Origin of the sequence: Aeromonas sp. FDAARGOS 1410 (genome assembly GCF_019048745.1) — a bacterium.
GTDB lineage: Bacteria > Pseudomonadota > Gammaproteobacteria > Enterobacterales > Aeromonadaceae > Aeromonas > Aeromonas jandaei.
In genome coordinates, this window is record NZ_CP077401.1 from 3,836,769 (window position 1) to 3,862,474 (window position 25,706).

Sequence of the window (25,706 nt, forward strand, 5' to 3'; positions counted from 1 at the left end):
CATCGCCACCGTGCCAAGGCACAACTGCAATCATTTTCGGGGAGCCTGTCAGCTCCCCGACTCGTAACTGGCTGACGCCTGTTTGCCCAACCTGTTTGCCCGACCTATTTGCCCGAGAGGGAGGCCGCAGACGCAGGGACTTCAGACACCGTGAGAGTTAAGCCATCGGCATGCAACTCATGCTGCTTCTGATGAGCGCACAGCAGCTCCAGCGCCTTGCTCGGACTATCCGCAAAGGTGGGCGCAGCAATGGCAGCAAAACCCTGCGCAACCAGATGTCGACGCTCATCGCTATAGCTGGGCGCATTCGCATCGAGATAGGTAAGCGACTGACCTTGCTTGAAAAAGTGATAGTTAGGCATCGATTGGCCCCGCAAAAATAAAGCGTCATTCTACTCCTTTTTGCCCGCTTGCCTGCGTCAATCTGTGGCGTATCGAGTGATCCCGTTCACATTTTTATCAACAATTCGGCCACACCAAACACCAGCAAAACCCGTACCCCCTCTCCTCTTAAGTCATTGATAACCTGAGAGAGCATCACCACCCACGGCAAACAAAACGCCTCCACAGGGGAGGCGTTCTCATGCCAAGTGGCACGGCACAACCCGTGCCGGTCACCGACCCTTACATCGCATTGGTCGATTCGAAGATCTTGTCGGCCGACGCCTCGACAAAGCCCGGATAGAGCACGCCATCTGGCTGCGGGTAGCGCAGGGCAAACTCGTAGAAGCAGCTCGGGATGGTACGCACCCCATCGCTGAACGGCACATCCGCCTTGTCGGCCATGGTGGAGGATTGCTCCAGCATGACCTGCGGATCTCCCTTCACCTCGCCACCCACGCTGTTGAGGACAAAACCCGCCGCCTTGAGTGCCGCATTGACCTGATGGATGGTGTCGAAGTCCTTCAACTTGTTGATATTGACCGTGAAGTGGTTGGCACGATAACCCCAGGCTGCCATCCAGGCCGCATACTCGCTCTCCGCCAGCAGGGTCTGGTAGTCGGCGTAAGAGACCTGCCAGGGGGCACCAGCGTAGAGAAATGCCGGTGTATCGGTCAGATGCTCGGGCACCTGATCCGCCAGCTTGTGGATGATGGCCTGCGCGCCTGCGGAGAGCTCTTCGACCTTCAGCTCGCTGATAAACACCTTGGGAGCATCGGGATCCTTGTGCTCGAAGTGTTTGGCGTTGAGCTTCTTCGCCTTGAACACATACTCCCCCTTCTGCTCGTAACCCAGCGCCAGAAAGTGGGCGGCCAGCTTCTCCAACCCCAGTTTGGGCAGGTTGTAGGTCCGAAAGGCGATGTGGTCGTTGATGATGGGCTCACCGCCCCCCAGCAGGGCATGCACTTTAAGGGCGCTCGGCGTCACCTTGATGTAGTTGTCCCACAGATGACTGAACAGGGTGTCGATATCCTTTTGCATCTCTCTTTCCTTTGATTGCGGGTACAGGTTGGGGCACCCGCCGGATGCCCCGTTTTGTTATTGTCAGAAGCTCAGACCGGGAGACAGCTGCTCCGGCATTGCCGCTTTGCTATCCTCGACGGATGCAACAGGATAAGCACAGTAGTCAGCAGCGTAGTAGGCGCTCGCCCTGTGGTTGCCGGAAGCGCCGATACCGCCAAACGGCGCGGCACTGGAAGCACCGGTAATGGGCTTGTTCCAGTTGACGATGCCAGCGCGGATCCGCTTGAAGAAGTGATTCCAGTCCGCCTCCTTGTCACCCAGCAGACCGGCCGAGAGGCCGTAGCGAGTGGCATTGGCCAGATCGATGGCCGCATCGAAATCGTCATAGCGAATGAGCTGCAGCAGCGGGCCGAAGTACTCTTCGTCCGGCAACGCGCTGACCGCAGTCACGTCGATGATGCCCGGGGAGACAAAGCCGGTGCCCGCTTTCAGGTGCTCAAGCACCTGCAGGCTCTCGCCGCCCAGCTGTTGCAGGTTGGCCTGCGCTTCGACCATGCCAATCGCCGCTTTCTCGCTGATCATCGCCCCCATAAACGGCTGTTCGGCGGAGTCGTAGAGGCCGACCTTGATCTTGCCGACCACCTCGACCAGTCGCTTGACCAGGGCATCGCCACGCTCGCCGCGCTCGACAAACAGGCGACGCGAGCAGGTGCAGCGCTGACCGGAGGTAATAAACGCCGACTGGACGATGGCATGGACGGCACCGTCGATGTCGCTCACCTCTTTCACGATCAGCGGGTTGTTGCCACCCATCTCGAGGGCCAGAATTTTGCCCGGCTGGCCGGCAAACTGCTGATGGAGGAAATGACCGGTACGGGATGAACCGGTAAAGAAGAGGCCGTCGATATCGGGGTTGCCCGCCAGCGCCTTACCGGTCTCGACCTCCCCTTGCACCAGATTGATGACCCCTTTGGGCAGCCCCGCCTCCTGCCACACCTTGAGCATGGCTTCCGCCACCATGGGTGTCAGCTCGGAGGGTTTGAACACCACGGCATTGCCCGCGATCAGAGCCGGCACGATATGGCCGTTGGGCAGATGGCCCGGGAAGTTGTAGGGGCCGAACACCGCCACCACACCGTGGGGCTTGTGACGGACAAACGCCTTGGCGCCCGGCATGGGGTTTTCCACCGTACCGGTGCGCTCGTCATGGGCGCGGATGGAGATGGCGATCTTGCCCTGCATGGCGGCCACTTCGGTGCGGGTCTCCCACAGCGGTTTGCCGGTTTCGCGGGCGATAGTCAGCGCCAACGCCTCCTTGTGCTCACCCAGCAGGTCGGCATAGCGACGCACTATGGTCAGGCGATCCTCGAGATCCATATCAGACCAGTGGTAGAAGGCGGCGCGGGCAGCCTTGACGGCCGCATCGACCTGAGCCTCACTGGCGGCAGCGCCCTGCCAGATCACCTCGTTTTTGGCCGGATCCCGTGACTCGAACGGCTTGCCTTCACCGGCAAGCCACTGACCGTCGATAAATTGCACTAACTGGCTCATCCATTCACTCCCTGTCGCTGACAGGCAGCCTCGGCTGCCTGCTTGATAATCAATTTGCTTGTCCTGTCTGCCTCAGTCGAGGTCGACTACCCGCACCATGTCGCCATCCTGCACCTTGAGTGCCGCCGCCATCTTGGGCGGAATGATGGCCTCATGCTTGTCGAGATCGACCCGGATATTGCCGTAGCAGGCGCGGTACTGTTCGAAACGGCTGTTGCAAAGCAGATGGGTGCGGCCGCCGATGGGCTCGCCGATCAGCACCCGCAGTTTCTGGCTGCGACGCACGCTGCGGATGTTCTTCAACTCGCACTCGACCGCCGGCCCCGCATCGAAGATATCGACATAGCCGCGATTCACGAATCCCTCGTCCTGCAGCATCTTGATGGCCGGACGGGTCTTCTCGTGGGTCTGGCCGATGACGGCGCGCGCCTCCTTGCTCAGCAAGTTGACGTAGATGGGGTACTTGGGCATCAGCTCGGCGATGAAGCGCTTCTTGCCGATCCCGGTCAGATAGTCGACGGTGGGAAAGTCCATCGAGAAGAAGTGGGTCTGCAACCACTCGTAGAAGGGGCTGTGGCCATTGCCATCCGAGACGCCGCGCATCTCGGCAAAGACGGTTTCGTCAAACAGCTCGGGGTGCTCGGCCATAAACAGGAAGCGGTGCTTGGAGAGCAGGCGGCCATTGAGCCCCTCGCGAGCGCATTCGCGCAGGAACAGGGTGCAAAGCTCTGTATTGCCGGTGTAGTCATTGGAGAGAGTCAGCGTCTCGACCACATTGTAGATACCGAGTTTGGGCGAAGAGTGCACCACCTTGCCGATGTGGTAGTTGTAAAACGGCTGGGAGAGACCAACAGCCGCATCGATGGCGCAGGTCCCTACCATCTCGCCGGTCTCGAGATCCTCGGCCACGAAGAAGTAGAGGCAGTCCCCCTTGCCGGCCGGCTTGTCGGAAAAAGTCTGGGTGGAAGCATCGATCTTGCGCTGCAGCAGCTCATCGTTGACGGGCAACGAGGTCATGCCGGTGCCGGACTCGATGGCGCAGGTCTTGAGCCCGGCAAAATCTTTTTGCTCGATGGGACGGATAACCAACATAAATGACAACTCCCTTTCATTGACGTCAGGTGGGGTCCCGGCTCCTGCCGGGAGGGCTCCCCACCTCAATTTGGATCAGGCGTTAACCACCTGGGCGACCGCCTTCTCGAAGCGGGCCAGCCCCTCCTTGATGTCCGCTTCCGGGATCACCAGCGAAGGAGCAAAACGGACCACGTTGGTGCCGGCAACCAGCGCCATCAGCCCCTGATCGATGGAGGCCAGCAGGAAGTCGCGCGAGCGCCCCTTGTACTCTTCGCTCAGAGCGGCGCCCAGCAGCAGCCCCTTGCCGCGAATTTCGCTAAAGCAGTGGTACTTGGCATTGATGGCTTCAAGCCCATCACGGAACAGCTGCTCGCGTTGCTTGATACCCGCCAGCACCTCCGGGGTGTTGATCACATCGATCACTGCTTCCGCCACCGCACAGGCCAGCGGGTTGCCACCGTAAGTAGAGCCGTGAGTGCCCACTTTCAGGTAAGAGGCGATTTCGTTGGTAGTCAGCATGGCGCCGATGGGGAAACCGCCACCCAGTGCCTTGGCGCTGGTGAGGATGTCCGGCGTGACGCCAAGCCCCATATAGGCGTAGAGCTCACCGGTACGACCGACACCAGACTGCACTTCGTCATAGATGAGCAGGGCATTGTGCTTGTCGCACAGCTCGCGCACCCCTTTGGCAAACTCGTCGGTGGGACGAATGATGCCCCCCTCCCCCTGCAGCGGCTCCATCACCACGGCGCAGGTGTTATCGGAGATCACGTCAGCCAGCGCGGCCAGATCGTTATAGGGGACGTGAGTGATGTCACCGGGCTTGGGCCCGAAACCATCGGAGTAGGCAGCCTGACCGCCGACGCTGACGGTAAAGAAGGTGCGACCGTGGAAGCCCTGATTGAAGGCGATGATCTGGGTCTTCTGCTCACCGAACTTTTCGATGGCGTAGCGACGAGCCAGCTTGAGGGCGGCCTCGTTGGCCTCGGCGCCGGAGTTGCAGAAGTAGACCTTGTCGGCAAAGGTGGCGGCGACCAGCTTCTTGGCCAGACGCAGGGCCGGCTCGTTGGTCATCACGTTGGAGAGGTGCCACAGCTTCTCGCCCTGGCTTTTCAGGGCCTCGACCAGCTTGGGATGGCAGTGGCCAAGGCCGTTTACGGCGATGCCCCCGGCAAAGTCGATATACTCGCGACCATCCTGATCCCAGACACGTGATCCTTCGCCACGCACCGGGATGATCTTGGCCGGCGCATAGTTGGGAACCATCACTTCATCAAACACTTCACGTGTCACTGCCAACAACTCTGACATATAGCTCTCCTTCGATTCGGCGACAGAATAATCCACCGCCCAAAAGTTAAATCCGTGTAAACGTGACGGGATTATCACAGAAATAAAGTAAAAAGTCTGTAACAAGAGGGCCTGTAAGGAACAATGTTCGACTGCCCCTGATATTTTAGGCAACCGCATTGCATAACGACTCAGGGGGGCTTGGCAAGAGATAATTTGGGCAGGAGAGGGGGTGAATAAAGTGTCAGAGAAATTTTTTTTGCCTTCTCTCGATATTGAGAAGGCGGTCACAACTTTTTATGAACGGGTCAGAAAATTGGCCAGTAACAAATGACCCTGCTCGCTCAAAATACTCTCCGGATGGAACTGCACCCCCTCGATGTTGAGCGTCTTGTGACGCAGCCCCATGATCTCGTCGAATGAGCCATCGGCATGCTCGCTCCAGGCGGTGATCTCGAAGCAGTCGGGCAGCGTCTCGCGCTCCACCACCAGCGAATGATATCGGGTCACCCGCAAGGGATCCTTGAGACCGCAGAATACCCCTTCGCCGCGATGACGGATGAGGGAGGTCTTACCGTGCATTACCTGACGTGCGCGAACCACGCGGGCACCAAACGCCTGCGCCAGCGACTGATGACCAAGGCAGACGCCGAGAATGGGCAGCTTGCCAGCGAAATGGGTGATGGCGTCGAGAGAGATACCTGCCTCGTTGGGAGTACAGGGGCCGGGAGAGATAACCAGAAAACGGGGAGATAACTGCTCGATATCGGTCAGCGTCAGTTCATCATTGCGTCTGACCTCTACCTCCTGACCCAGCGCGCCAAAATATTGCACCAGATTCCAGGTAAAGGAGTCGTAGTTATCAATTAACAGCAACATGAGATAACCAGCAGCGGAGAATTAACGATCGAGAAAACGACCCTGCTCCATTTCCCGCTCACGCTGACATTCGGCCAGATAGATGGCGGCAGCAATGGCAGCGGTCTTGTGATGCTTGTCGATGGCATTGGAGACCATCAACTGCAGGGTATTGAGGTTTTTCGCCTTGCGAAACTTGCGCAGCCAGTGACCTTTGTCACTCAGCTCTTCAATTGAAATATTCGGTTGAACAGACATGGGTACTCTTGGGGATATATCCCGGGTTGGAATAATAAAATCAAACAAAAATAGAGCTGGGGAAAATAAAGAAAGCCAGGCAAATACCCAGCTCTCTTCTACTACACCTTCCCAGTATGTCAGGCTCGAGGAACGAAGCCGACTACATCATATACGCTGGTCAAAGTTTTTTCAGCCCTTTCACGCGCCTTTTGTGCCCCTTCGGCCAAAATCGCAATCAGATGGGCCTCATCCTGACGCAGCTCATTGAAACGGGCCTGAATCGGCTCCAGCAGCGCGACAACCGCCTCGGCGGTTTCGGTCTTGAGGTGACCGTACATTTTGCCTTCAAAATGCAGCTCCAGCTCGGGGATGGTGCGGCCGGTCACACCGGACATCAGGGTCAGCAGGTTGGAGACGCCCGGTTTATTTTCCGGATCAAAACGCACCACGGCCGGATCATCGGAGTCGGTCACCGCACGCTTGATCTTCTTGACGATCTGCTTGGGATCTTCCAGCAGGCCGATGAAGTTGGCCTCGTTGTCATCCGACTTGGACATCTTCTTGGTCGGATCCTGCAGGCTCATCACTCGCGCCCCTTCGGTCGGAATGAAGGGCTCAGGCATGGTGAACACCTCACCATAGAGGTTGTTAAAACGGGTGCAGATATCGCGGGTCAGCTCGAGATGCTGCTTCTGGTCGTTGCCGACCGGAACCTGATTGGCCTGATAGAGCAGGATATCGGCTGCCATCAGCACCGGATAACCGAACAGGCCAACGTTGACGTTGTTCTCGAAACGGGCGGACTTGTCCTTGAACTGGGTCATGCGCGACAGCTCACCCATCTGGGTGTAGCAGTTGAGGATCCAGCCCAGCTCGGCGTGCTGCGGCACGTGAGACTGGATGAAAACGGTGCTCTTCTTGGGATCGATACCGACCGCCAGATAGAGGGCAGCCGCATCGAGGCAGGCCTTGCGCAGGGCAACCGGATCCTGGCGGGTGGTGATGGCATGCAGGTCGACGATGCAGTAGAGGCAGTCGTACTCATCTTGCATGTTGACCCACTGACGCAGTGCGCCCATGTAGTTGCCGATGGTCAGCTGACCGGAGGGCTGCGCCCCGCTCAATACGATTGGTTTGGTCATGAGAGTAGTAATCCTTGTAATTCAGCCAGTCCGGCGGCGCGCTTAGCTCAGCAGCGCATCGAGCTGGGAAAAGTGTTCGAACACCCAGTCGGGCCGGGAGTCGGCAATGGGGCGGCCATAGTTGTAACCGTAGGTGAGCCCCACCACCTTCATGCCGGCCGCTTTGGCAGCCAGCACATCATTTTCGGAGTCACCCACCATCAGGGTACGAGCCGGACTCACTCCCAGCTCCAGGCAGGCGTGCAGCAAGGGTTCCGGACTCGGCTTCTTGACCGGCACGCAGTTGCCACCGAGCCAGAGCGCGAAGCAATCGCTGATGCCAAGAGCATCGAGGATAGGGGCCACGAAATCGCTCGGCTTGTTGGTGACGATCGCCTGCTTGTAACCCAGGGTTTGCAGGCGGCGCAGACTCCGGGCAACCCCATCATACATGGCCAATCCCTGCAGCAAACAGGCGTTGTAGTGCTGGAAAAAGATCGGACGGGCCTTGGCAAACAGCTCGGGGTCGGCCTCGCGATAGGCAAGGGCCCGCTGGATCAGCTTGTCGGCACCATTGCCGACCCAGGTACGGATAACCGCTTCATCAGCTTGTTCCAGACCCAGATCAGCCAGAGTCAGATTGACAGCCAGCGCCAGTTGGGCGGCGCTGTCGATCAGGGTGCCGTCCAGATCGAACAGCACCAGGTCAAATGCGCGCTCAGCGTTTGACATGAGCCAGCTCCGCACGCATCTGGTCGATCACCGCTTTGTAATCGGGCTTGCCGAAGATGGCAGAGCCGGCGACGAACATGTCGGCACCCGCTTCAGCGATTTCACGGATATTGTCGACCTTGACCCCACCATCGATCTCGAGGCGAATGTCACGGCCGCTCTCGTCGATCAGGCGACGTACCTGACGCAGCTTGTCGAGGGTGCCGGGGATGAAGCTCTGGCCACCGAAGCCCGGGTTGACCGACATCAGCAGGATCACGTCCAGCTTGTCCATCACATACTCGAGGCAGGAGAGCGAGGTAGCCGGATTGAGCACCAGACCCGCCTGGCAGCCCATCTCCTTGATCAGGCCCAGAGAACGGTCGACGTGGTCGGATGCTTCCGGATGGAAGGTGATAAGGGAAGCACCCGCCTTGGCAAAATCAGGAATGATGCGATCTACCGGCTTGACCATCAGATGCACGTCGATGGGGGCCTCGATACCAAAGTCACGCAGCGCCTGACAGACCATGGGGCCAATGGTCAGGTTGGGGACATAGTGGTTGTCCATCACGTCGAAGTGAACCACGTCGGCACCGGCAGCCAGTACCTTGGCTACGTCGTCACCCAGACGGGCAAAATCGGCAGAGAGGATCGAGGGGGCAATCAGAAAGTCTTTCATCAGCATCATCCATTGGCAGCCAGGGAGAAAAAGCGGCGCAATTTTAACGTAAATGGCAGGCGAAAACGACTCGAAAGCGGGAGAAATGGGGCAATCCCCTACCCTGCTTCCATTCAGGTCGGCTCGCCAAACAAAAACGGCCCCCGAAGGTGCCGTCTTGTTGCTAGCTCAGCGGCAGCAGCTCGCTGTCGCTGGGGTAGTAGCCCTGCTCCGGTTCGATTCCGGGCGGATAGAGCGCCAGCAATTCGGCCACCTTGTTGCGGGTGCCACCGTTGCGGCTGATGGTGCGCTTGACCAGGATCTCGTCGAGACGGGCGCCGCGATAGAGCTCGCGGGTCAGTTCGATGTCGTGATTGCTGATCAGAACAGGCACGCCCTTATGGGCCGCGGTGTGCCGCGCCAGACGGGCAAGTACCGCCTGATCGTCCAGCGTAAAGCCGCCGGCTGCATAAGTGGTGAAGCTCGCCGTGGTCGAGAGCGGCGCATAGGGAGGATCGCAGTAGATAACCCAATCCTCTTCGGCCCGCTTGATGGCATCGGCGTAGCTTTCGCAGATAAAGGTCGCTTTCTGCGCCTTCTCGGCAAAGGCCCACAGCTCCTTCTCCGGGAAGTAGGGCTTTTTGTAGGAACCAAACGGGACGTTGAATCCCCCCTTCTTGTTGTAACGGCACAGGCCATTGAAGCCGTGGCGGTTGAGGAAGAGGAACAGCAGGGAGCGCTCGAAGCTGGTATCGGTCTGGTTGAACTGGGTACGCAGCCGGTAGTAGGCAGCCTTGTGGTTATGCTCGGCCACAAACAGCTTGCGCGCTTCGTCGATGAAATGATCCGGTGTCTCTTTGAGATGGTTATAGAGGGCGATCAGATCCGGATTGATGTCATTGAGCACATAGGCGTCGTAGTCGGTATTGAGGAAGACAGAACCGGCCCCGACGAAGGGCTCCAGCAACACACGCCCGGCTGGCAAACGCTCGGCGATCTCTTCAACCAGGGAGTATTTTCCCCCGGCCCATTTTAAAAAAGCGCGTGTTTTTTTCATGGAAATCCGGTGTGTAAGAAGGCAAGACCCAAAAAGGGGGTCGATTCTACCCCCTTATCCGGTATCAAGGCTATTGCTTCAGCTCTTTTTGTACCTGTGCAAACGACTTGGGCCAGGGCTGCCCTTTCAGCAGCTCGGGGGAGAGTTTGCGAATGGCACTTTTGGCCTGGCTCAGGCCGGCGTAATCCCCCTGCAGAACCACATACCAGGGACTACCGCGGAACTTGGTCTGATAGACCCACACCTTGCCCGCCAAACCATGCTCGGCAACAAACTGATCCACCGCTTTGGTGTTGCTCGCCCCCATCAACTGGATGCTGTAGTGGTTGCGCGGCTTCTTAGTGAGAGTCGCCACGGGCGTAAGCTCCACCTTGGGCGCTGGCGCGGCGGCCGGTTCGCTGCGGGTGGTTGCCGCAGGCGTAGCGGTTTTGCTCGTTGCGGTAACCGGCACACTGGTCGCTGCCTTGGCAGTGGTCGTGGCCGTGCCAGTCGTGGCAGCGCCACTCGCCACCGCCGGGCCTTTGCCGGTCAGCTCGTCAACCACATCGGTCGGCAATGCACCGCTCACCTTGGGCTCGCTCATCAGCTTTTGCACCACCTCATCGGAGATCACCACCCGGCGCCCCTCGTAGTTGGTGGATTCGGTCGTGACGGTATCGCTGTCGACCGACTTGGGCAGCACCTTGGCCTCCGGCTGCCAATCCTTCACTACGCCAGTAGCACTGCTTGCATCGCCGCTGCCATTATCCTGCGCAGCCTGCTGGCTGCTATCGCCACTGCCGACGGTCAGGGGATCGCCGCCTGAAACCTGGATGGGCAAGGGGGTTGTCTGAGCCGGGTCTTGCATGGCAGGTTTGCTGTCGCTGCTAAACAGCGCAGGCAGCAGATAGCTCATCGCCAGCAGACCACCAGCCACCATCGCGATGACGGTGGCAATCTTCTTGACGGGCAACTCGGCCTGACGCTTCTTGGGCCTTCTGTCGGTCATGATATCCTCCAGTAACTGCATGATGGTGGACGGATGTCCATTCGCCGTAGTCAGGATCTCTTCCACTTTGACCTTGGGCAAGAGGGTCGTCGGGATCTTGAGCTCTTTGGCCTTTTCATACAAGAAGATGCGTTGCTCCGGTGGGCTCAGTGGCGGCACCTCCAGCTCCAGCGCCGGCATGGCTCGCCCTTTGAGCTGAGGCCGCTGGCTGCGACACCAGTGATCACTCCCGGAGACGATGATGGCCAGGCGATGCGGTATTGCCAGCGTATCGTTGTGGCGGCTGATGGCCCACAGCTCACCCAGCAACTCGGCAGGCAGCTCGTCTGCCCGCTCAATCATCAGCAACAGGGTGGCAGGCTTGCTCCCCTCCAGCATGCGAAAGAAGCTGTCAGCCAGCGCATCCTGCGGGTTGAACAGAGGGCGTGCCACCACTTGAGGCAGCAGCAGTTGACGCACATCCACCATCTTCATGGCAGGAGTGCCTATCAGGCTGACGACGCGTACTTTTTCCGGCAGTTTGCCGAGCAGTGACTCGCAGAGGGTACCGCGACCGCTCCCGGGCTTGCCGGAGAGAAAGATAAAAGGGTGATTGAATTCAATCAGATGCAGCAGCCGGTCAACCAGCTGCCGCTGGGAAGGAAATTGAAGGAGTTTACTCACGACCTGACTCGATCACCGCCAACAGCTCTGCGTCGGAGACATCTGCAACCACCTGTGCATGACCGATACCGACCGGCAAAACCAGACGCAGCTTGCCTTCCAGTACCTTCTTGTCGCGACGCATATGGCGAATAAAAGCGGCAAAATCCATCTCGGCCGGAGCCTTGATCGGCAAGTTTGCCGCCAGCAGCAGAGCGCGAACTCGGGCGACCTCCTGCTCGGTCATCTCGCCACGGGCCCGAGCCGTCCAGGCCGCCAGCATGATACCAGCCGCCACCGCTTCACCGTGCAGCCAGTTGCCGTAGCCCTGTTCCGCTTCGATAGCATGACCAAAGGTGTGGCCCAGATTGAGCAGTGCTCGTACGCCATGCTCGGTCTCGTCCTGACCGACCACATCCGCCTTGATCTGGCAGCAGCGCTTGATGGCGTATGCCAACGCAGCAGGATCAAGCTGTTGCAGCAGAACCATGTTCTGCTCCAGCCAGCTGAAGAAATCAGCATCCCAAATGATGCCGTACTTGATCACCTCGGCCATCCCTGCGGCAAACTCGCGGGCGGGCAAGGTACTCAGACATTCGGTATCGATAACAACTTGTTTGGGCTGATAAAAAGCCCCAATCATGTTCTTGCCGAGGGGGTGGTTGACAGCGGTTTTACCGCCCACAGAGGAGTCAACCTGGGAGAGCAGGGTGGTCGGGATCTGGATAAAAGGAATGCCACGTTGATAGCTTGCTGCCGCAAAGCCCACCACATCCCCTATCACACCGCCCCCCAGAGCGATCAGTGTCGTATCGCGCCCATGGTTGGTTTCAAGCAGAGCAGACATGATCTGCTCGAAGGTTGCCAGGTTCTTGTAAGCCTCGCCATCCGGCAGGATCAGGTGCTCGACCTGAAAACCAGAGAGTCGGGAGGTAACCAGCTCAAGATAGAGCGGGGCAACGACCGTGTTGGTCACTATCATTACCCGCTTGCCCTTGATAGCCGATGTCAGCACATCAGCACGCTGCAACAAGCCTGCAGCTATCTCGATGGGATAGCTGCGTTCACCCAATTCAACCTTCAACCGTTCCATGGACGTCCTCTTGTTTACATACCGATCAGCTTGACGATTTGATTGGCAACCACTTTTGCACTCTGCTCATCGGTATGCACAACAAAGTCGGCAACCTCTTCATACAGGGCATTACGCTCTTGTGCCAAACGCTCAAGCACTTCACGAGCTGGCTCTTCGGTCTGCAGCAGAGGGCGACGCTTGTCGCGTTGTGTACGCGCCAGCTGCTTTTCAATGGTGGTTTCGAGGTAGACCACGATGCCACGAGCAGAGAGTTTATTGCGAGTTTCGCGACTCTTGATGGCTCCGCCACCGGTCGCCAGCACGATACCCTGCTGTTCGGACAGCTCGCCGATCACCTTCTCTTCGCGGATCCGAAAACCCTCTTCGCCTTCAACATCGAACACCCAGCTGATATCAGCACCACTGCGGCGCTCAATCTCATGATCTGAGTCGAAAAACTCCATGTGCAGTTGTTCTGCCAGATGTCTACCTATGGTGCTCTTGCCCGCACCCATGGGACCTATCAGGAAAATATTGCGTTTCTCAGCCATGTCTTTTCGTTAGTAATTACAAACTGTACGACCCCGATAAATACTGGATCGGGGTACCTGTGAACCTTATCTTGCGATGGATCAGGTGGGGGATTATCTCAATAGAAATCGGGACTGGCAACCGCAGCCCTTACGCCCCAGCCTTGTCGGGGCGTAAGGTTATATGTGTTTTACCCTCACATGTAAAGCATTCAAAAAGCGTCGGTGACTATCTTGGGTGTGACGAAAATCAGCAGCTCACGCTTTTTGTTCTCGCTGGTTGTCTTGCGAAACAGGGCCCCCAATCCGGGAATATCCCCCAGTAGCGGCACCTTGGTCACATCGCTCTTGATGGTCTGTTGGTAGATACCGCCAAGCACCAGGGTCTCGCCATTGTTCACCAGCACCTGGGTGGTGATGGACTGGGCGTTGATGGATACCGCATCGCCAGTGCCGGTCGGCACTGTCTCACCCTTGGTATCCTGCGTCACGGTCAGATCGAGGATCACCCGGTTGTCGGGAGTGATCTGCGGAGTCACCTTCAGACTCAGTACCGCCTTTTTGAAGGTAACAGAGGTAGCACCACTAGAAGAGGACTCCACATAGGGGATCTCGGTACCCTGCTCAATCAGCGCCGGTTTCTGGTTGGCGGTGGTTACCCGGGGACTTGCGATGATTTCGGCCTTGCTCTCCTTCTCCAGCGCAGAGAGTTCAAGGTCCAGAAGCGTGCCATCAGCCAGACGAGCCACCTGAAAGGCCAATGTGCCTGCAGCATTGGTCACAGGCAGATTGACGTTCATACGATCATCAACGGTAGGTCTGGTAATCGCCGACGTACCGTTGTTATTACCCGAAGTATCGTTACCTTGGATGGAGCCCGAGGTGCTGTTGCCATGGCCATCATTCTTGGTCACTCCCCAACGCACCCCGAGCGCCTCATCGAAGCCGTCGTCAATGGTCACCATGCGAGCTTCAATAACGACCTGCTTGACAGGTATATCGAGAATATCCAGCATTCGCTTGATATTGCTGATCACCTCAGCCGTATCCTTTACCACCAGCACGTTGGTACGCTCGTCCACACTGACCGCACCGCGGGACGAGAGCAGCTTGGTACTCTGGGAGGAGAGCAACGCCGCGACTTCAGATGCTTTGGCATAGTTGATCTGCAGATATTCGGTGTAAAGCGGTGCCAGATCAGCAACCTGATTGCGACTCTCCAACTGCTGTTTCTCGCGAGTAGCAATCTCGTCAGCAGGAGCAACCAGCAGAATATTGTTGTCCAGCCGCTTATCCAGCCCACGCACCTTCAGGATGATATCGAGTGCCTGCTCCCAGGGTACGCCATCAAGACGCAGCGTGATGTTACCGGATACAGAATCGGTGGTAACCAGATTGAGGTTATTGAAGTCAGCAATGAGCTGCAGCACGGTCCTTACAGGAATATCCTGAAAGTTCAATGAGATGGGCTTTCCTTGATACTGCTTGGAACCAGCCGCAGCCGTGCGCTTTTTCACCTCGATAATGAACATTTTGTCTGCCTGATCATAACGATAATCAAACTGACCATTTACCGATAATTCGAACAGGGTGTCACTGCCCTGACGAGACACTTCGACCTGAGAAACCGGGGTCGCGAAATCCTGCACATTGATAAGGTTGAGCAAGCCGTCAGGCACGCTGGTACCGTGGAATTTGGCCATCACAGTCTGGCCACGACTGCTCACATCCACCGCTGCTGAGCTGTTGTCCAGTGTCACCAGAAACTCGCCCTGACCATCCTTGCCACGACGAAAATCAACGCCAGTTACCGTATTGAAATAGGCGCCACCGCCACTGTTCTGATAATTATTGAGAACGGGTTTGGCTAAGGACGTTGAGGCAACAGGCATCGCCTGCGGTTGAACAGGCTGCGAACTGGCTACCACGTTGGAATTGATCAATGCCGATGTGGTGACAGGAGCGGCTGAAGTAGCAACAGGTGTCGCAGCTGGGGTCAGCAGAGCACTCTCTGCATTAAAAGACGCCGTTGATGCCCCTTCCCCCAGCGATACCAGCAATTTACTGCCCTGCTGCTGTACCTGGTAGGGGGCCAACTGATCAAGAGCGATCTTGATATCAAGTCCGGCTCCTTTACCCTCCACCTTGATGTTATCAACCCCCTGTCTCTGGATTGGTAACGGATTGACCTTGAGGGCACCTACTGCACCGGGAATATGTAACAGCAGTTGATTGGGTTGGTAGGAGAGGCGATCGGTAAAACTGCTGACTGGTTCACTAAAACTCAATTCAAGCTGCAGTTGGTCAGCAAGCAGAGGATTGACCTTGATCTCTTGCAGGGTTGCAACCGCCCAGGCCTGAGTAAAGGCACTGGCACAAAACAGCAGGGCCACCTTGGTTACATGTTCCATTGTTCTTCTCATTGCTGCTCATCCCTGATTATTGTTTTGCCTGCGTATTGGCCATGGCCAACTGGGTTTCTCTTGTTACCCAGCACCCCTTCCCATCCGGTATGGTTTCCAGCAAATCCACTGCAGTATCAGTAATTTTGATGACCCGCCCCTGATCAAGCCCCATATACTGGTTTAGTCCGACCCGCATAGACTGACCATCGGGAGTTCGGATCAACGCCCACAATTGCCCTGCCTTGGCCAATGAACCTTGCATCGACAGGCTGGCTAACGAGTAATTCTCCAGCACCTCTTTTTCCCGATCGCTTACTACTTGTGCACAATCAGGCTTTAGCTTGGCACTATTCTCTGTCCCACTGCTCGCCTCGGGCTGAGGCATCATGAAGGGGCTACGCAACTCCTGTTGTTGGTAGTGCATGGGAGAAAACGGCTTGAGCTCCGGCAATGGTTCAATGGGGATCGGCGGCCTTGCTTTAACGTCGGCAATATAGGAATCCATGTCCTCCTGGCCACCACACCCCGCCAGCAGGAGAGCAGGTAACAACCAGCAGATACGCTTCATTATTTAGACCCCACTGTTTTGCCGTTATATTTGTAGGTCTTGGCCAGCATCGACATCGAGATCAGGTCTCCCGAATCCTTGTTCTGATCGAGCGTAAAGGAGTCGAGGATGACGATACGAGGTAACGCCGCCATGTCAGCCGTGAACTTGCCAAGTTCATGATAGGTTCCTACCACCTCGATACGCATGGGAAGCTCGGTCGAAAATTCGTGTTTCACTTCAGGTTCCCAATTAATGCGATTCAGCTTCAAGCCGTTATCCGTCGCAATAAAACTGATGTCATCCAGCAACCCCGCTACTTCATGAGTATTGGGCAGCTGCTTTAGCTGGGTATCGACCAGATGTTCCAGCTCAACCATCTGAGCCTTGTATACCCCCAAGTTCGCAGCAAGCATCGCTTTGCTCTCAAACTGAGACTTCAGTTCAGTCTCCTGCTCCGTTTCTTGTGTCAGCACAGCCAGTGAGTTGGCTATCACGTAGTAGTAGAGGAGCCCACCAGTCAACACACAGCAAAACAGAATAAAGATCACTTTTGCAGCCTTGGGCCAGCTCGCTATGTTGTTGAAATCCAGCTCATTGAGTTGCTGCAGATTCATTTTTTCTCCTTGTTCGCATCATCGGCAGCTGCCGCATTGTTGGCGATAAGGAACATCATGGAAAACTGGCTGAGGGAAACAGGCTCAACGTCGGCAGTAAAAATAGTGCTGATCTTGGACTGTCCCAGCCAACCGGAAGCATCAATCCTGCGCATCATGCTGGCTACCCGACCATATGCCTCCGTCTTGCCATTTACATCTATCGTATTGTTCTGCAAGGCGAGAGTATTGAGATAGACCCCGTTAGGCACCAAAGATGGCAGTTGGTTGAAGAGGCGAACCGGCAAGTTGCGGCGCATCTGCAACTGCTCGATAAGCTGCATCCTGTCGATCAGCTCTTTGCGCCGCTCCTTGAGCAACCGGATCTCTCCCAGATGCGCATCCAAAATAGCCATCTCCTGAACAAGACGCTGATTTCGCTGCTGCTGTGAACCCACCTGATGTTCAACCAACCAGTCGACAAAAAAACCAAGTGCAACCGTCGCCAGCACAAAGGCCCCTAATAAGACACCAAACTGTTTCTTCTGGCGCTGTGCTCGTACCTCGCGCCAGGGCAGGAGGTTTATATTTGACATGGAGTGAAGCTCCTCAAGGCCAACCCGAACGCAGTCATATATTTGGCACCATGTGACTGTTCGACTTCACTTTTTGGTTTGCCAAACAAGGCAAAGAGATCCGGGTGCAATACCTCGCAGTTGACTTCCTCTTTCAGCTGCACCACCAGACCCGGCAACAAGCTCCCTCCACCGCTCAACACCAGCCTGGATACTTCCCGATAGCCGGAAGAGCTGCAAAAGAGCTGAATATTGCGGCGAACCTGCTGAAGCAGTGAATTGATATGGGGCATCAGCACATCCAGCTCGTGATCCACCGGTAGCGTGCCTTTGGTCTTGGCCTGCTCTGCTTCTTCCAGCGTCATGCCATAAAAGGAGGAGAGTGCCTGGCTATATTGATCGCCACCGAAGTTTTGCAGCCGGGAGTAGATAACCTCTCCCTTAACCAGTGCAGCAAAGGTCATTGAGCTGGCACCGATATCAATTACCCCCACAGGGCGTTCGCTTTCCAGCAACTCAGGCAGACAAGTCACCACGGCACGTCCCAGTGCGTGTGACCCGATATCAACCACTTTGACCATAAAACCTGACTCGGAAAGCGCACTAACCCTGCCATTCACACTTTCGGTTCGTGCTGCACTCAGCAGCACATCAAGACGTTCTTCATTGTTAAGACTATTACCCAGTACCTCAAAATCGAGGCTGACCTCATCAAGCGGAAAAGGAATGATTTGCTCGGCCTCGAGCTGAACCTGATTCTCCAGTTCCTTGTCGCTGAGAGCTGCATCAAGTTGAATAACTTTGGTGATCACGTTGGAACCCGTCACGGCAGTGGCGGCATAGTCGCTGTTACCGGGGAGCAGGCGTTTAAGACTTTTGAGGGACTGGCTGACTCGCTCGATATCCTGTAACTGGTAATCCACCAGCGTCCCCTTCGGGGTAACGATATCTGCGACGGAATCGATATGCAGCTTGCCGGGACGTCCACTGAGGGTGACCGCCTTGATGGTCTGACTGCCAAAATCAACGCCCACCAACGGGAGGAGGGATCCCTTGTTGAATAGCCCAAACATATACACATCCATGCGTTATTGGGTTTGGTTTCTGGGTTCAGTGTAGGACAGCCCACCCGAAGAGGTCTTTGGCTATCCTAAATGCTCTATCTATCAATGTCATAAAGTTTATACCGAAAAGTGACTTGCCTCGCTTTCTTAATCGGAAGGCGTCTCCTTGGTTATTGCGCCCCGGAGTGCTAACCTCTCGCATCCTTCGAGGTGGGTGGTTCGCCACAGGAAAACCTCGAATTCCAGATAGCAAAAGGGCTATACTCTGCGCCCGTTGGCTAATTTTAAGACGATTGGTAGTTCTTCCATGCTGAAATGGCTCGTTCGCCTGTTTATTGTCATGATGCTGGGTGCTGTGCTGGGTGTTGCCAGCCTCATCGGTATCTACTTCTACATCAAGCCTCAACTGCCTGACGTTACTGCACTGCGTGACGTCAAACTGGCAACTCCGATGCGGGTCTATAGTCGTGATGGCGAGTTGATCGCCCAATATGGCGAGATCCGTCGCATTCCATTGCATCTGGATGAAATTCCAAAGCCGATGATCGATGCCGTGCTGGCAACGGAAGATGCCCGCTTCTATGAGCACCCGGGGATCGACCCCATCGGCATCCTGCGTGCAGCAACTGTCTGGGCTGTCTCCGGCCAGGCCCGTCAGGGTGCCAGTACCATCACCCAGCAGGTTGCCCGCAACTTCTTCCTGAGCAACGAGAAGACCCTGATCCGCAAGATCAAGGAGGTCTTCCTTGCCTGGCGGATTGAGCAAAACCTCTCCAAAGATGAGATCCTCGAGCTCTATCTCAACAAAATTCCCCTTGGCTACCGTGCATTTGGTGTCGGCGCAGCCGCACAGGTCTACTTCGGTAAAGAAGTAAAAGATTTGGGACTCGACGAGATCGCCATCATCGCCGGTCTGCCAAAAGCCCCCTCCATGCTCAACCCAATCCGTTCGCCGGAGCGCGCATTTGCACGCCGCAATGTGGTGCTGGGTCGGATGCTGGAGACAGGCAAGATCACTCAGGCCCAGTTTGACGAAGCCTCCAAGATGCCGATCAAGGCTCGTTATCACGGCGCCGAAGTGACCCTGCATGCCCCCTATCTGGGTGAGATGGTGCGCCAGAAAATGGTCGAGCAGTTTGGTGAAGATGCCTACACCATGGGCCTGCATGTCTACACCACCGTCTCTGCCGATCGTCAGCGCGCGGCCAGACAGGCCCTGCTGGACGGTGTCTTTGCCTATGACATGCGCCACGGTTACCGCGGACCGAGCGAACAATTGTGGAAAGCAGGTGAGTCGAGCTGGGACTACGAGCAGATCGTCGCCCATCTGGCCAAACAGCCTACCTATGATCCGCTGATGGCTGCCGTCGTCACCAAGCTGGATGACCGTAATGCCACCCTGGTTCTGAAAAATGGCAAAGAAGCCACCCTTGGCTGGAACGGCATCAAGTGGGCTCGCGCCTTTATTACCGACGACCGCCAGGGCTATGCCCCCAAATCAGCGCGGGATGTGTTGAAAGTCGGCGCTCGGATCTGGGTTCGCGAGCAGGGCGAAGAGCTGCTGCTGGCTCAAATCCCGGACGTCAACGCGGCACTGGTTGCCATGAACCCGAAAAATGGTGCGCTGGAAGCGCTGGTCGGTGGCTTCAGCTTCGAACTCTCCAAGTTCAACCGGGTTGATCAAGCACGTCGCCAGATTGGTTCCAACATCAAGCCTTTCCTCTATGCCACCGCGCTGGAGCATGGTTATACCCTGGCGTCACTTATCAACGACGCACCGATCAACCAGTGGGATCCCTCCAAGGGGCCGATGTGGCAACCTAAAAACTCGCCGGCCGTCTACGATGGTCCGACACCGCTGCGTTTGGGTCTCGCCAAGTCCAAGAACGTCATGTCGGTACGCCTGATGCGCGCCATTGGCCTCGATACCTATATCGACGGCCTGACCCGCTTCGGTTTCCCGCGCGACTTCATTTCACCTCATGAAGCATTGGCGCTGGGCGCAGCTGAATTCACGCCTCTTGAAGTGGTGCGCGGCTACTCGGTACTGGCCAACGGCGGTTTCCTGGTCACCCCTTACTTTATCGACAAGGTAACCGACAGCCAGGAGAACACCCTCTATCAAGCCAATCCGGCGATCGCCTGCACCACCTGCGAACAGCAAAGCGACCCGCAGCAGCAGACCGAACAAACTGCACCTGCCACTGACGGAGCAACACCCAGTGCCACTGCTGCCATAGCTCCGCATACCATCAGTGCCCAGAGCTCTTTCCTCATTACCGATACCCTGAGCACCGCCATCTGGGGTGGCAACGGTTGGCGCGGTACCGGCTGGCGTGCAGCGCGTGACCTGAAGCGCCACGATATTTCCGGTAAAACCGGTACCACCAACGAATCTCGTGATGCCTGGTTCTCCGGCTATACCCCGGATATTGTCGCCACATCCTGGATCGGGTTTGACAACCACCAACGCGGTCTGGGCCGTGCCGAGTTTGGCGGTGGCGCAGCTCAGCCTATCTGGATCGACTTCATGAAGGTGGCGCTCAAGAATATCCCCGAGCACAAGATGCCGGTGCCGGAAGGGATCATGACCGTCAAGATTGACAGTGAGACAGGACTGCTGGCCACGGGTGGCGGTACCGATGAATACTTCAAGGAAGGAACCGAACCGACCCGCTATGCGACACCGACCTCTGATGGCAATCAGGTGTATGGCGGAGATAATCCGAATATAGAAGGCCCCGTCTCCACCGACGATATCTTCTAAATCAGCTCAATGGTTCAATTCAAACCGGCAGCCTGCGCTGCCGGTTTTTTATTGCGCCAGAGCGACCTTCATCAAGCCCGCAATTTTGGTTGCCAGTTCATTGAAACATGGACGCCGTACCGAGTAGTGACGGTAAAGCAAAGAGATAGTCCGCCCGGGAACCGGATCAATGACAGGTCGATAACTGACGCCCCCTTCATCACGATCGGCAGGAACTGCCAGTCGGGGGATAAGGGTCATGCCGCTACCGGCAGCCACCATGTTGCGCAGTGTCTCCAGACTGGTTCCCTTGAAACGCTGATCCTCACCGATGCCGCCGGCAAAGCAGAAGCCCATGGCTTGATCCCGCAGGCAGTGGCCATCCTCCAGCATCAGCAGCTTTTTACCCTTGAGATGCCCGAGCGGCACCTCTTTGGATCTTGCCTCCGGGTGCTGGCAAGGCACTGCCAGCCACATCGGCTCGTGATAAAGCGGGATGGAGCCAAAGCCCTCCATGCCAGCCATCTCGGCCAGAATGACGCAATCCAGCTCTCCCTCCTCCAGCCGCTTGAGCAAGCTCTGGGTCTGCTCTTCATAGAGGTAGAATTCCAGCTGGGGGAAGCTCTCGCGCAGGACTTGAATGATACGAGGCAACAGGTAAGGTCCCACCGTCGGGATAAATCCGATATGGATCTCCCCCGACATGGGTTCTGAAAAATGCTGGCCGATACTCTTGAGCTCACGCACTTCCTTGAGCACTCGTCTCGCCTGCTGGGCCATGGCATCCCCTGCAGGGGTAAACAGAACCTTGCGTGAGGTGCGCTCTATCAGGATCACCCCGAGCTCATCCTCCAGCTTGCGCAGCTGGCCGCTCAGGGTTGGCTGGCTGACAAAGCAGCGCTCGGCCGCCTTGCGAAAGTGCTTTTCCTCATCCAGTGCCACCAGATATTCGAGATCACGAAGGTTCATACAGCAAGAGTCCTGCCCGGCAAATGGGTCAACAGAATGCCCAATATCCGCACCAGGAACAAGCCATCGCCATCCCAGGGCTTACGCCATATTGCTACGTTAATAAAAAAGGCCGACAACCTTGCGGTTGTCGGCCTTGCTTTTGTAACAATCAAACCCGGAAACGGCGCACCATCTCCTGCAGCTGGGTAGCCAGATGGTTCAGTTCATTGCACGCCTGCGCCATCTGGGTTGCACCGGAGGCGACCTCCTCGGAGGCGTGGCTGATATTGACCACGTTGCGGTTGAGCTCCTCGCTCACTGCCCCCTGCTCTTCGGTCGCTGTCGCGATCTGGATATTCATGTGAGAGATGCTGCTGACCGAGCCACTGATCTGGGAGATAGACTCACCGGCTTCCCGCGCCGTGGCCACAGTGGTATTCATCAGATCCTGGCTCTGCTGCATGGTGCTGCCAGCCTGCTCGGCACGCTGTTGCAGCTCGGCGATGATGTTGTTGATCTGGGAAGTGGAGTCCTGAGTACGTTTGGCCAAGGTTCTCACCTCGTCCGCCACCACAGCAAACCCGCGCCCCTGTTCACCGGCACGGGCAGCCTCGATAGCCGCGTTAAGCGCCAGCAGGTTGGTCTGCTCGGCAATGCCGCGGATCACTTCCAGCACCATGCCAATGTTGCGACTGTCATCACCCAACTGGCGGATCACCACTGCCGTACTCTCGATAGCGCTCGCCACCCGCTCGATGCGCTGGATGGAGTCATTGACCGTCTTGGCACCCAGTTCAGCAGTTTCACTGGCAGAAGTGGCCGCACTGGCAGCATCGCTGGTGTTGCGCGACACCTCCTGCACCGTGGCTTGCATCTCGTTCATCGCCGTTGCCAGCTGATTGAGCTCATGCTGCTGGGAATGCATATTGTTGGCAGACTGGCTGGCGACCGAGCTAATCTCCTCGGCAGCCGAACTCAGTTGCACCACGGAACCTGATACTTCGCTGACCAGAGTACGCAAATTGGTCTGCATCTCGCCAAACCCCTTGGCCAGCGTACCCAATTCGTCGTTGTTGAACTGCTGCATATCGATGCGCGAGGTGAGATCCCCGGCAGAGACTCTGCGAGTCTGCTCAAGCAGGGCCATCACCGGATTGCGGATCTGGCCAGTCAGCAACCAGGCAATCACAACGACAAAGCCAAGGGTGATCAGGCTAACGACGATGCTCATGGTTCTGGCACTGTCGTAGAGATCGGCCACCCCTTTGGTCATCTGCTCGGCGATTTCATTGTTGATCTCGCGCAGGCGATAGGATTTGGCCCCAGCCTCTTCCAACGCAGCTCTGGTCTCGTTTTTGCGCAGGCTTCTGACTTTATCCAGATCACCGGCAGCAAAGGCACTCATCAACTCTTCGTGCACCGAGAAGTACTTGGCTCCGGCACTGCGGAGTTGATCATAAACTTGCTTCTCTTCATCGGTGGTGAAAGGCAAGGCACCATATTTATCTGCCGCAGTCTCAAACTCCTGCTTGGCCTTGTTGAAGGTGAGCGTCCGTTCACTCACCTCCTGCGCATCCTTGTTGAGCCCGCCAATGACCTGAGCCAGTTCAGAACGGCGTGCATCCAGAATGGCCACATGCATCTGGCTGGCATAACGGGTGGAAGGCAGCAAATTGGTAGTGATGGTTTCGGTATCATCATAAAGCTTGGCCAACTGGCTGATGGAGAACCAGGCCAAACCCAGCACCAGCAAAGCCAGTATGGCGAAACCAGCACTCAGCTTCTGGCCAATAGACATGTTTTTGAACATAGGAGGGGTTCCTTGAAATAGGTCTTCACTCCCGCAACGTCCCTCGGGAATGGTCATATAGAGCATAGCCTGCAAGCAGAAAATCGAAGTGTTTCATATCGCTTCTGCATACCGGAATATCGGCCTGCCCCCTCCGCGCTAAAGGTGCATTGTCTGTTCACACTTTAATAACTATTTCATCAGCTCCAACAACTGCTGACGCAACCCTGCCGGGTCGCCCAAAAAGTCGGACACTCGGACAGGGCTCACCTTGCCATCGCACTCCAGCCCAAGCGTGGGGTAGCCCTGACCACCAACCCTCTTCATCCACCCCTGGCTGTCAGCCAAATGTTGCAGCAGAAGGGCCTGCAGATAGGCTTGCTGGAACGCCTCTTCACTGATCCCCTGCTCTGCTGCCAGCGTGGCCAGATGTTCGGCGGAGCCCACCCAGATCCCGTCCCGATAATGGGATTGCTGGATCCGGTGCAGCATGGTCAGGCCATCACCACCCAGAGCGGTGACTGCCAGTACCGCACGGATCGGCGGTTCGGAGTCCAGCAAACAGCCATCACGTAGCAGAAGATCATTGAAATAGCGCTCGCCAAAAGGCTGACCGGTCAGCGCTTCGATCCGCTGATCATGAGGCCGGACGTAGTCGCGCAGCGCTTCGCCCATCGGCTGACGACGCACACCCAGCCAGAGTCCGCCAGCATGGAGCTCAATCTTCAGCCCGGTAATGGTGGCCGCACTTTGCAGCAGGGGCGCCGCACCGTAGCACCAGCCACAGAGGGGGTCATAAACATAATGGAGAACGGGATTCTGTTGCTTCATGGTATCTCTCTTCACATTCAGGATAAAAAACCGGGCCTTCTGGCCCGGTAAAAAAACACAGGGATACGGCTCAGTGAATTACCACTTCATCTCGCCGGTATTGACCTTGGCACCGATGGCCAGACCATCGTCAACCGGCAGGGAGGGGTAGGCCTTCTTCAAGCTATCGATCAGCTGGCCGGAGTTCTTCGCTTTCGCCAGCTCTTGCTCGAAACGCTGCACATAGTCACGGGTAAAGGTCACTGCTTCGCTCCCTTTCGGTTCTGCCCCCAGGAAGTGGCCCGGCACTACCCGCTCGGGTTTCAGCGCCAGCAGCTTGTCGAGAGCCTGAACCCAGTTGCTGCGGGCCGCTTTGGTCTGGCTGTCGGCCATCCAGACATGCACACCGTGGTAAACCGGCACACCACCAAAAGCGGTCTTGATGGAAGGCGCCCAGAGGTAGGCATTCGGTGTGTTCATCTCTTTGATTTCGATCTTCTCGCCATCAAGGGTCAGCTGGCTGGCAGTCATCACTTGCGGCACGGTCAGGCTCTTCGGAGCCCCTTTACCCAGGATCGGTCCCCAGTAAGCCAGTTTGGCATCCTTGGTCTCCTTGATGTGGTCGACCACGTGCTGGTCGGCCAGCACCTTCACGTTCGGGAAGGCGGCCAGTACCGGCTCCAGACCGAAGTAGAAGTCGGGGTCACCGGCGCTGATATAAACGGTGGTCAGCTGCTTGCCACTCTTCTTGATCATGTCGACCAGCGCCTGACCATTCTGTACGTCGAACTGGGCATCGATCAGGATGGCCTCTTTATCGCCCGCTACCAGCGAGGAGGAGACCGGGAAGATCGCCTTTTCACCGGGGTTGTAGACGGTCACGCTCAGCGGGCCCGCCAGAACGGCGCCGCTCAACAGGGTGGTGGTCAGAGTCAGGTTGCGGATCAGGTTGTTCATCATGTTTTCCTCATTAATCATTCGGGGGTTCATTTGATGGACAGAGTTTATTAGATCACTTAAG

Annotated in this window: 24 protein-coding genes; 1 reads left to right on the top strand and 23 read right to left on the bottom strand. The window is 56.7% G+C overall.

Features of this window, described 5'->3' with window-relative positions; genetic code table 11:
* Nucleotides 1-104 precede the first annotated feature (104 nt).
* From I6L40_RS17845 to tapM, 19 genes are all read right to left on the bottom strand, one after another.
* The gene (locus I6L40_RS17845) at nucleotides 105-362 is read right to left on the bottom strand and encodes a hypothetical protein (RefSeq protein ID WP_216994663.1); all 258 of its coding nucleotides are present in this window, start codon (nucleotides 360-362) and stop codon (nucleotides 105-107) included.
* A gap of 262 nt (nucleotides 363-624) precedes the next feature.
* Entirely contained in the window at nucleotides 625-1,422 is a 798-nt protein-coding gene (locus I6L40_RS17850) for a DUF1338 domain-containing protein (protein ID WP_215805363.1), read from the bottom strand.
* A 63-nt stretch (nucleotides 1,423-1,485) separates the two neighbouring features.
* Complete coding sequence (gene astD, locus I6L40_RS17855) at nucleotides 1,486-2,955, bottom strand: succinylglutamate-semialdehyde dehydrogenase (protein ID WP_071913114.1); 1,470 nt, start codon at nucleotides 2,953-2,955, stop codon at nucleotides 1,486-1,488.
* Nucleotides 2,956-3,027: 72 nt separating this feature from the next.
* Nucleotides 3,028-4,047: an arginine N-succinyltransferase gene (astA, locus tag I6L40_RS17860; protein WP_019446361.1), complete on the bottom strand. Its 1,020-nt coding sequence runs from the start codon at nucleotides 4,045-4,047 to the stop codon at nucleotides 3,028-3,030.
* 75 nt (nucleotides 4,048-4,122) lie between these two features.
* Nucleotides 4,123-5,340, bottom strand: a complete 1,218-nt coding sequence (locus tag I6L40_RS17865) for an aspartate aminotransferase family protein (RefSeq protein WP_071913112.1) — start codon at nucleotides 5,338-5,340, stop codon at nucleotides 4,123-4,125.
* Between the two features lie 276 nt (nucleotides 5,341-5,616).
* Entirely contained in the window at nucleotides 5,617-6,198 is a 582-nt protein-coding gene (locus tag I6L40_RS17870; protein WP_071913110.1) for an aminodeoxychorismate synthase component II, read from the bottom strand.
* Nucleotides 6,199-6,219: 21 nt separating this feature from the next.
* The gene (locus tag I6L40_RS17875; RefSeq protein WP_019446358.1) at nucleotides 6,220-6,435 is read right to left on the bottom strand and encodes a hypothetical protein; all 216 of its coding nucleotides are present in this window, start codon (nucleotides 6,433-6,435) and stop codon (nucleotides 6,220-6,222) included.
* Between the two features lie 119 nt (nucleotides 6,436-6,554).
* A complete protein-coding gene (trpS, locus tag I6L40_RS17880) occupies nucleotides 6,555-7,559 on the bottom strand; it encodes a tryptophan--tRNA ligase (RefSeq protein ID WP_071913109.1) in 1,005 nt (334 codons plus the stop codon).
* Nucleotides 7,560-7,601: 42 nt separating this feature from the next.
* Entirely contained in the window at nucleotides 7,602-8,270 is a 669-nt protein-coding gene (locus tag I6L40_RS17885; protein WP_216994664.1) for a phosphoglycolate phosphatase, read from the bottom strand.
* The gene (rpe, locus tag I6L40_RS17890) at nucleotides 8,257-8,931 is read right to left on the bottom strand and encodes a ribulose-phosphate 3-epimerase (protein ID WP_041210023.1); all 675 of its coding nucleotides are present in this window, start codon (nucleotides 8,929-8,931) and stop codon (nucleotides 8,257-8,259) included. The genes I6L40_RS17885 and rpe overlap by 14 nt, the downstream gene beginning before the upstream one ends.
* Before the next feature lie 163 nt (nucleotides 8,932-9,094).
* Complete coding sequence (locus I6L40_RS17895) at nucleotides 9,095-9,967, bottom strand: Dam family site-specific DNA-(adenine-N6)-methyltransferase (RefSeq protein WP_033113856.1); 873 nt, start codon at nucleotides 9,965-9,967, stop codon at nucleotides 9,095-9,097.
* A gap of 70 nt (nucleotides 9,968-10,037) precedes the next feature.
* Nucleotides 10,038-11,618, bottom strand: a complete 1,581-nt coding sequence (locus I6L40_RS17900) for an SPOR domain-containing protein (RefSeq protein ID WP_071913107.1) — start codon at nucleotides 11,616-11,618, stop codon at nucleotides 10,038-10,040.
* Nucleotides 11,611-12,690 (bottom strand): 3-dehydroquinate synthase, encoded by a 1,080-nt coding sequence (gene aroB, locus I6L40_RS17905; protein ID WP_071913105.1) that lies wholly within the window; start codon nucleotides 12,688-12,690, stop codon nucleotides 11,611-11,613. Before aroB ends, I6L40_RS17900 begins: the two co-directional genes overlap by 8 nt.
* Nucleotides 12,691-12,704: 14 nt before the next feature.
* Entirely contained in the window at nucleotides 12,705-13,223 is a 519-nt protein-coding gene (gene aroK / locus I6L40_RS17910) for a shikimate kinase AroK (protein WP_033113859.1), read from the bottom strand.
* A gap of 191 nt (nucleotides 13,224-13,414) precedes the next feature.
* The gene (locus I6L40_RS17915) at nucleotides 13,415-15,625 is read right to left on the bottom strand and encodes a type IV pilus secretin PilQ (RefSeq protein WP_071913102.1); all 2,211 of its coding nucleotides are present in this window, start codon (nucleotides 15,623-15,625) and stop codon (nucleotides 13,415-13,417) included.
* Between the two features lie 16 nt (nucleotides 15,626-15,641).
* Entirely contained in the window at nucleotides 15,642-16,175 is a 534-nt protein-coding gene (locus I6L40_RS17920; RefSeq protein ID WP_041210018.1) for a pilus assembly protein PilP, read from the bottom strand.
* Nucleotides 16,175-16,771, bottom strand: a complete 597-nt coding sequence (gene tapO, locus I6L40_RS17925; protein ID WP_071913101.1) for a PilO family type IV pilus biogenesis protein TapO — start codon at nucleotides 16,769-16,771, stop codon at nucleotides 16,175-16,177. Before tapO ends, I6L40_RS17920 begins: the two co-directional genes overlap by 1 nt.
* On the bottom strand, nucleotides 16,768-17,346 hold the full coding sequence (tapN, locus tag I6L40_RS17930) for a PilN family type IV pilus biogenesis protein TapN (RefSeq protein WP_041210017.1): 579 nt from the start codon (nucleotides 17,344-17,346) through the stop codon (nucleotides 16,768-16,770). Before tapN ends, tapO begins: the two co-directional genes overlap by 4 nt.
* Nucleotides 17,334-18,398, bottom strand: a complete 1,065-nt coding sequence (tapM, locus tag I6L40_RS17935) for a PilM family type IVa pilus assembly protein TapM (protein ID WP_071913099.1) — start codon at nucleotides 18,396-18,398, stop codon at nucleotides 17,334-17,336. Before tapM ends, tapN begins: the two co-directional genes overlap by 13 nt.
* Before the next feature lie 298 nt (nucleotides 18,399-18,696).
* On the opposite strand from tapM, the gene I6L40_RS17940 reads away from it, so the two are divergent.
* On the top strand, nucleotides 18,697-21,156 hold the full coding sequence (locus tag I6L40_RS17940; protein ID WP_071913096.1) for a penicillin-binding protein 1A: 2,460 nt from the start codon (nucleotides 18,697-18,699) through the stop codon (nucleotides 21,154-21,156).
* A 48-nt stretch (nucleotides 21,157-21,204) separates the two neighbouring features.
* On the opposite strand, the gene oxyR is transcribed toward I6L40_RS17940, so the two are convergent.
* From oxyR to I6L40_RS17960, 4 genes are all read right to left on the bottom strand, one after another.
* Nucleotides 21,205-22,104, bottom strand: coding sequence for a DNA-binding transcriptional regulator OxyR (gene oxyR, locus I6L40_RS17945; protein ID WP_071913094.1), 900 nt, complete (start codon nucleotides 22,102-22,104; stop codon nucleotides 21,205-21,207).
* A 151-nt stretch (nucleotides 22,105-22,255) separates the two neighbouring features.
* The gene (locus tag I6L40_RS17950) at nucleotides 22,256-23,896 is read right to left on the bottom strand and encodes a methyl-accepting chemotaxis protein (RefSeq protein WP_041210013.1); all 1,641 of its coding nucleotides are present in this window, start codon (nucleotides 23,894-23,896) and stop codon (nucleotides 22,256-22,258) included.
* A gap of 171 nt (nucleotides 23,897-24,067) precedes the next feature.
* Nucleotides 24,068-24,706 carry a DsbA family protein gene (locus I6L40_RS17955; RefSeq protein WP_071913092.1) on the bottom strand — a complete coding sequence of 213 codons (639 nt, stop codon included), beginning with the start codon at nucleotides 24,704-24,706 and terminating at the stop codon, nucleotides 24,068-24,070.
* Between the two features lie 78 nt (nucleotides 24,707-24,784).
* On the bottom strand, nucleotides 24,785-25,645 hold the full coding sequence (locus I6L40_RS17960) for a Vmh family MBL fold metallo-hydrolase (RefSeq protein WP_043850210.1): 861 nt from the start codon (nucleotides 25,643-25,645) through the stop codon (nucleotides 24,785-24,787).
* Between the last annotated feature and the right edge of the window lie 61 nt (nucleotides 25,646-25,706).

Coding starts and splice junctions, on each gene's coding strand:
- I6L40_RS17845 (WP_216994663.1), bottom strand. CDS start 362: ATGCCTAACTATCACTTTTTCAAGCAAGGTCAGTCGCTTACCTATCTC.
- I6L40_RS17850 (WP_215805363.1), bottom strand. CDS start 1,422: ATGCAAAAGGATATCGACACCCTGTTCAGTCATCTGTGGGACAACTAC.
- astD (WP_071913114.1), bottom strand. CDS start 2,955: ATGAGCCAGTTAGTGCAATTTATCGACGGTCAGTGGCTTGCCGGTGAA.
- astA (WP_019446361.1), bottom strand. CDS start 4,047: ATGTTGGTTATCCGTCCCATCGAGCAAAAAGATTTTGCCGGGCTCAAG.
- I6L40_RS17865 (WP_071913112.1), bottom strand. CDS start 5,340: ATGTCAGAGTTGTTGGCAGTGACACGTGAAGTGTTTGATGAAGTGATG.
- I6L40_RS17870 (WP_071913110.1), bottom strand. CDS start 6,198: ATGTTGCTGTTAATTGATAACTACGACTCCTTTACCTGGAATCTGGTG.
- I6L40_RS17875 (WP_019446358.1), bottom strand. CDS start 6,435: ATGTCTGTTCAACCGAATATTTCAATTGAAGAGCTGAGTGACAAAGGT.
- trpS (WP_071913109.1), bottom strand. CDS start 7,559: ATGACCAAACCAATCGTATTGAGCGGGGCGCAGCCCTCCGGTCAGCTG.
- I6L40_RS17885 (WP_216994664.1), bottom strand. CDS start 8,270: ATGTCAAACGCTGAGCGCGCATTTGACCTGGTGCTGTTCGATCTGGAC.
- rpe (WP_041210023.1), bottom strand. CDS start 8,931: ATGAAAGACTTTCTGATTGCCCCCTCGATCCTCTCTGCCGATTTTGCC.
- I6L40_RS17895 (WP_033113856.1), bottom strand. CDS start 9,967: ATGAAAAAAACACGCGCTTTTTTAAAATGGGCCGGGGGAAAATACTCC.
- aroB (WP_071913105.1), bottom strand. CDS start 12,690: ATGGAACGGTTGAAGGTTGAATTGGGTGAACGCAGCTATCCCATCGAG.
- aroK (WP_033113859.1), bottom strand. CDS start 13,223: ATGGCTGAGAAACGCAATATTTTCCTGATAGGTCCCATGGGTGCGGGC.
- I6L40_RS17915 (WP_071913102.1), bottom strand. CDS start 15,625: ATGAGAAGAACAATGGAACATGTAACCAAGGTGGCCCTGCTGTTTTGT.
- I6L40_RS17920 (WP_041210018.1), bottom strand. CDS start 16,175: ATGAAGCGTATCTGCTGGTTGTTACCTGCTCTCCTGCTGGCGGGGTGT.
- tapO (WP_071913101.1), bottom strand. CDS start 16,771: ATGAATCTGCAGCAACTCAATGAGCTGGATTTCAACAACATAGCGAGC.
- tapN (WP_041210017.1), bottom strand. CDS start 17,346: ATGTCAAATATAAACCTCCTGCCCTGGCGCGAGGTACGAGCACAGCGC.
- tapM (WP_071913099.1), bottom strand. CDS start 18,398: ATGTTTGGGCTATTCAACAAGGGATCCCTCCTCCCGTTGGTGGGCGTT.
- I6L40_RS17940 (WP_071913096.1), top strand. CDS start 18,697: ATGCTGAAATGGCTCGTTCGCCTGTTTATTGTCATGATGCTGGGTGCT.
- oxyR (WP_071913094.1), bottom strand. CDS start 22,104: ATGAACCTTCGTGATCTCGAATATCTGGTGGCACTGGATGAGGAAAAG.
- I6L40_RS17950 (WP_041210013.1), bottom strand. CDS start 23,896: ATGTTCAAAAACATGTCTATTGGCCAGAAGCTGAGTGCTGGTTTCGCC.
- I6L40_RS17955 (WP_071913092.1), bottom strand. CDS start 24,706: ATGAAGCAACAGAATCCCGTTCTCCATTATGTTTATGACCCCCTCTGT.
- I6L40_RS17960 (WP_043850210.1), bottom strand. CDS start 25,645: ATGATGAACAACCTGATCCGCAACCTGACTCTGACCACCACCCTGTTG.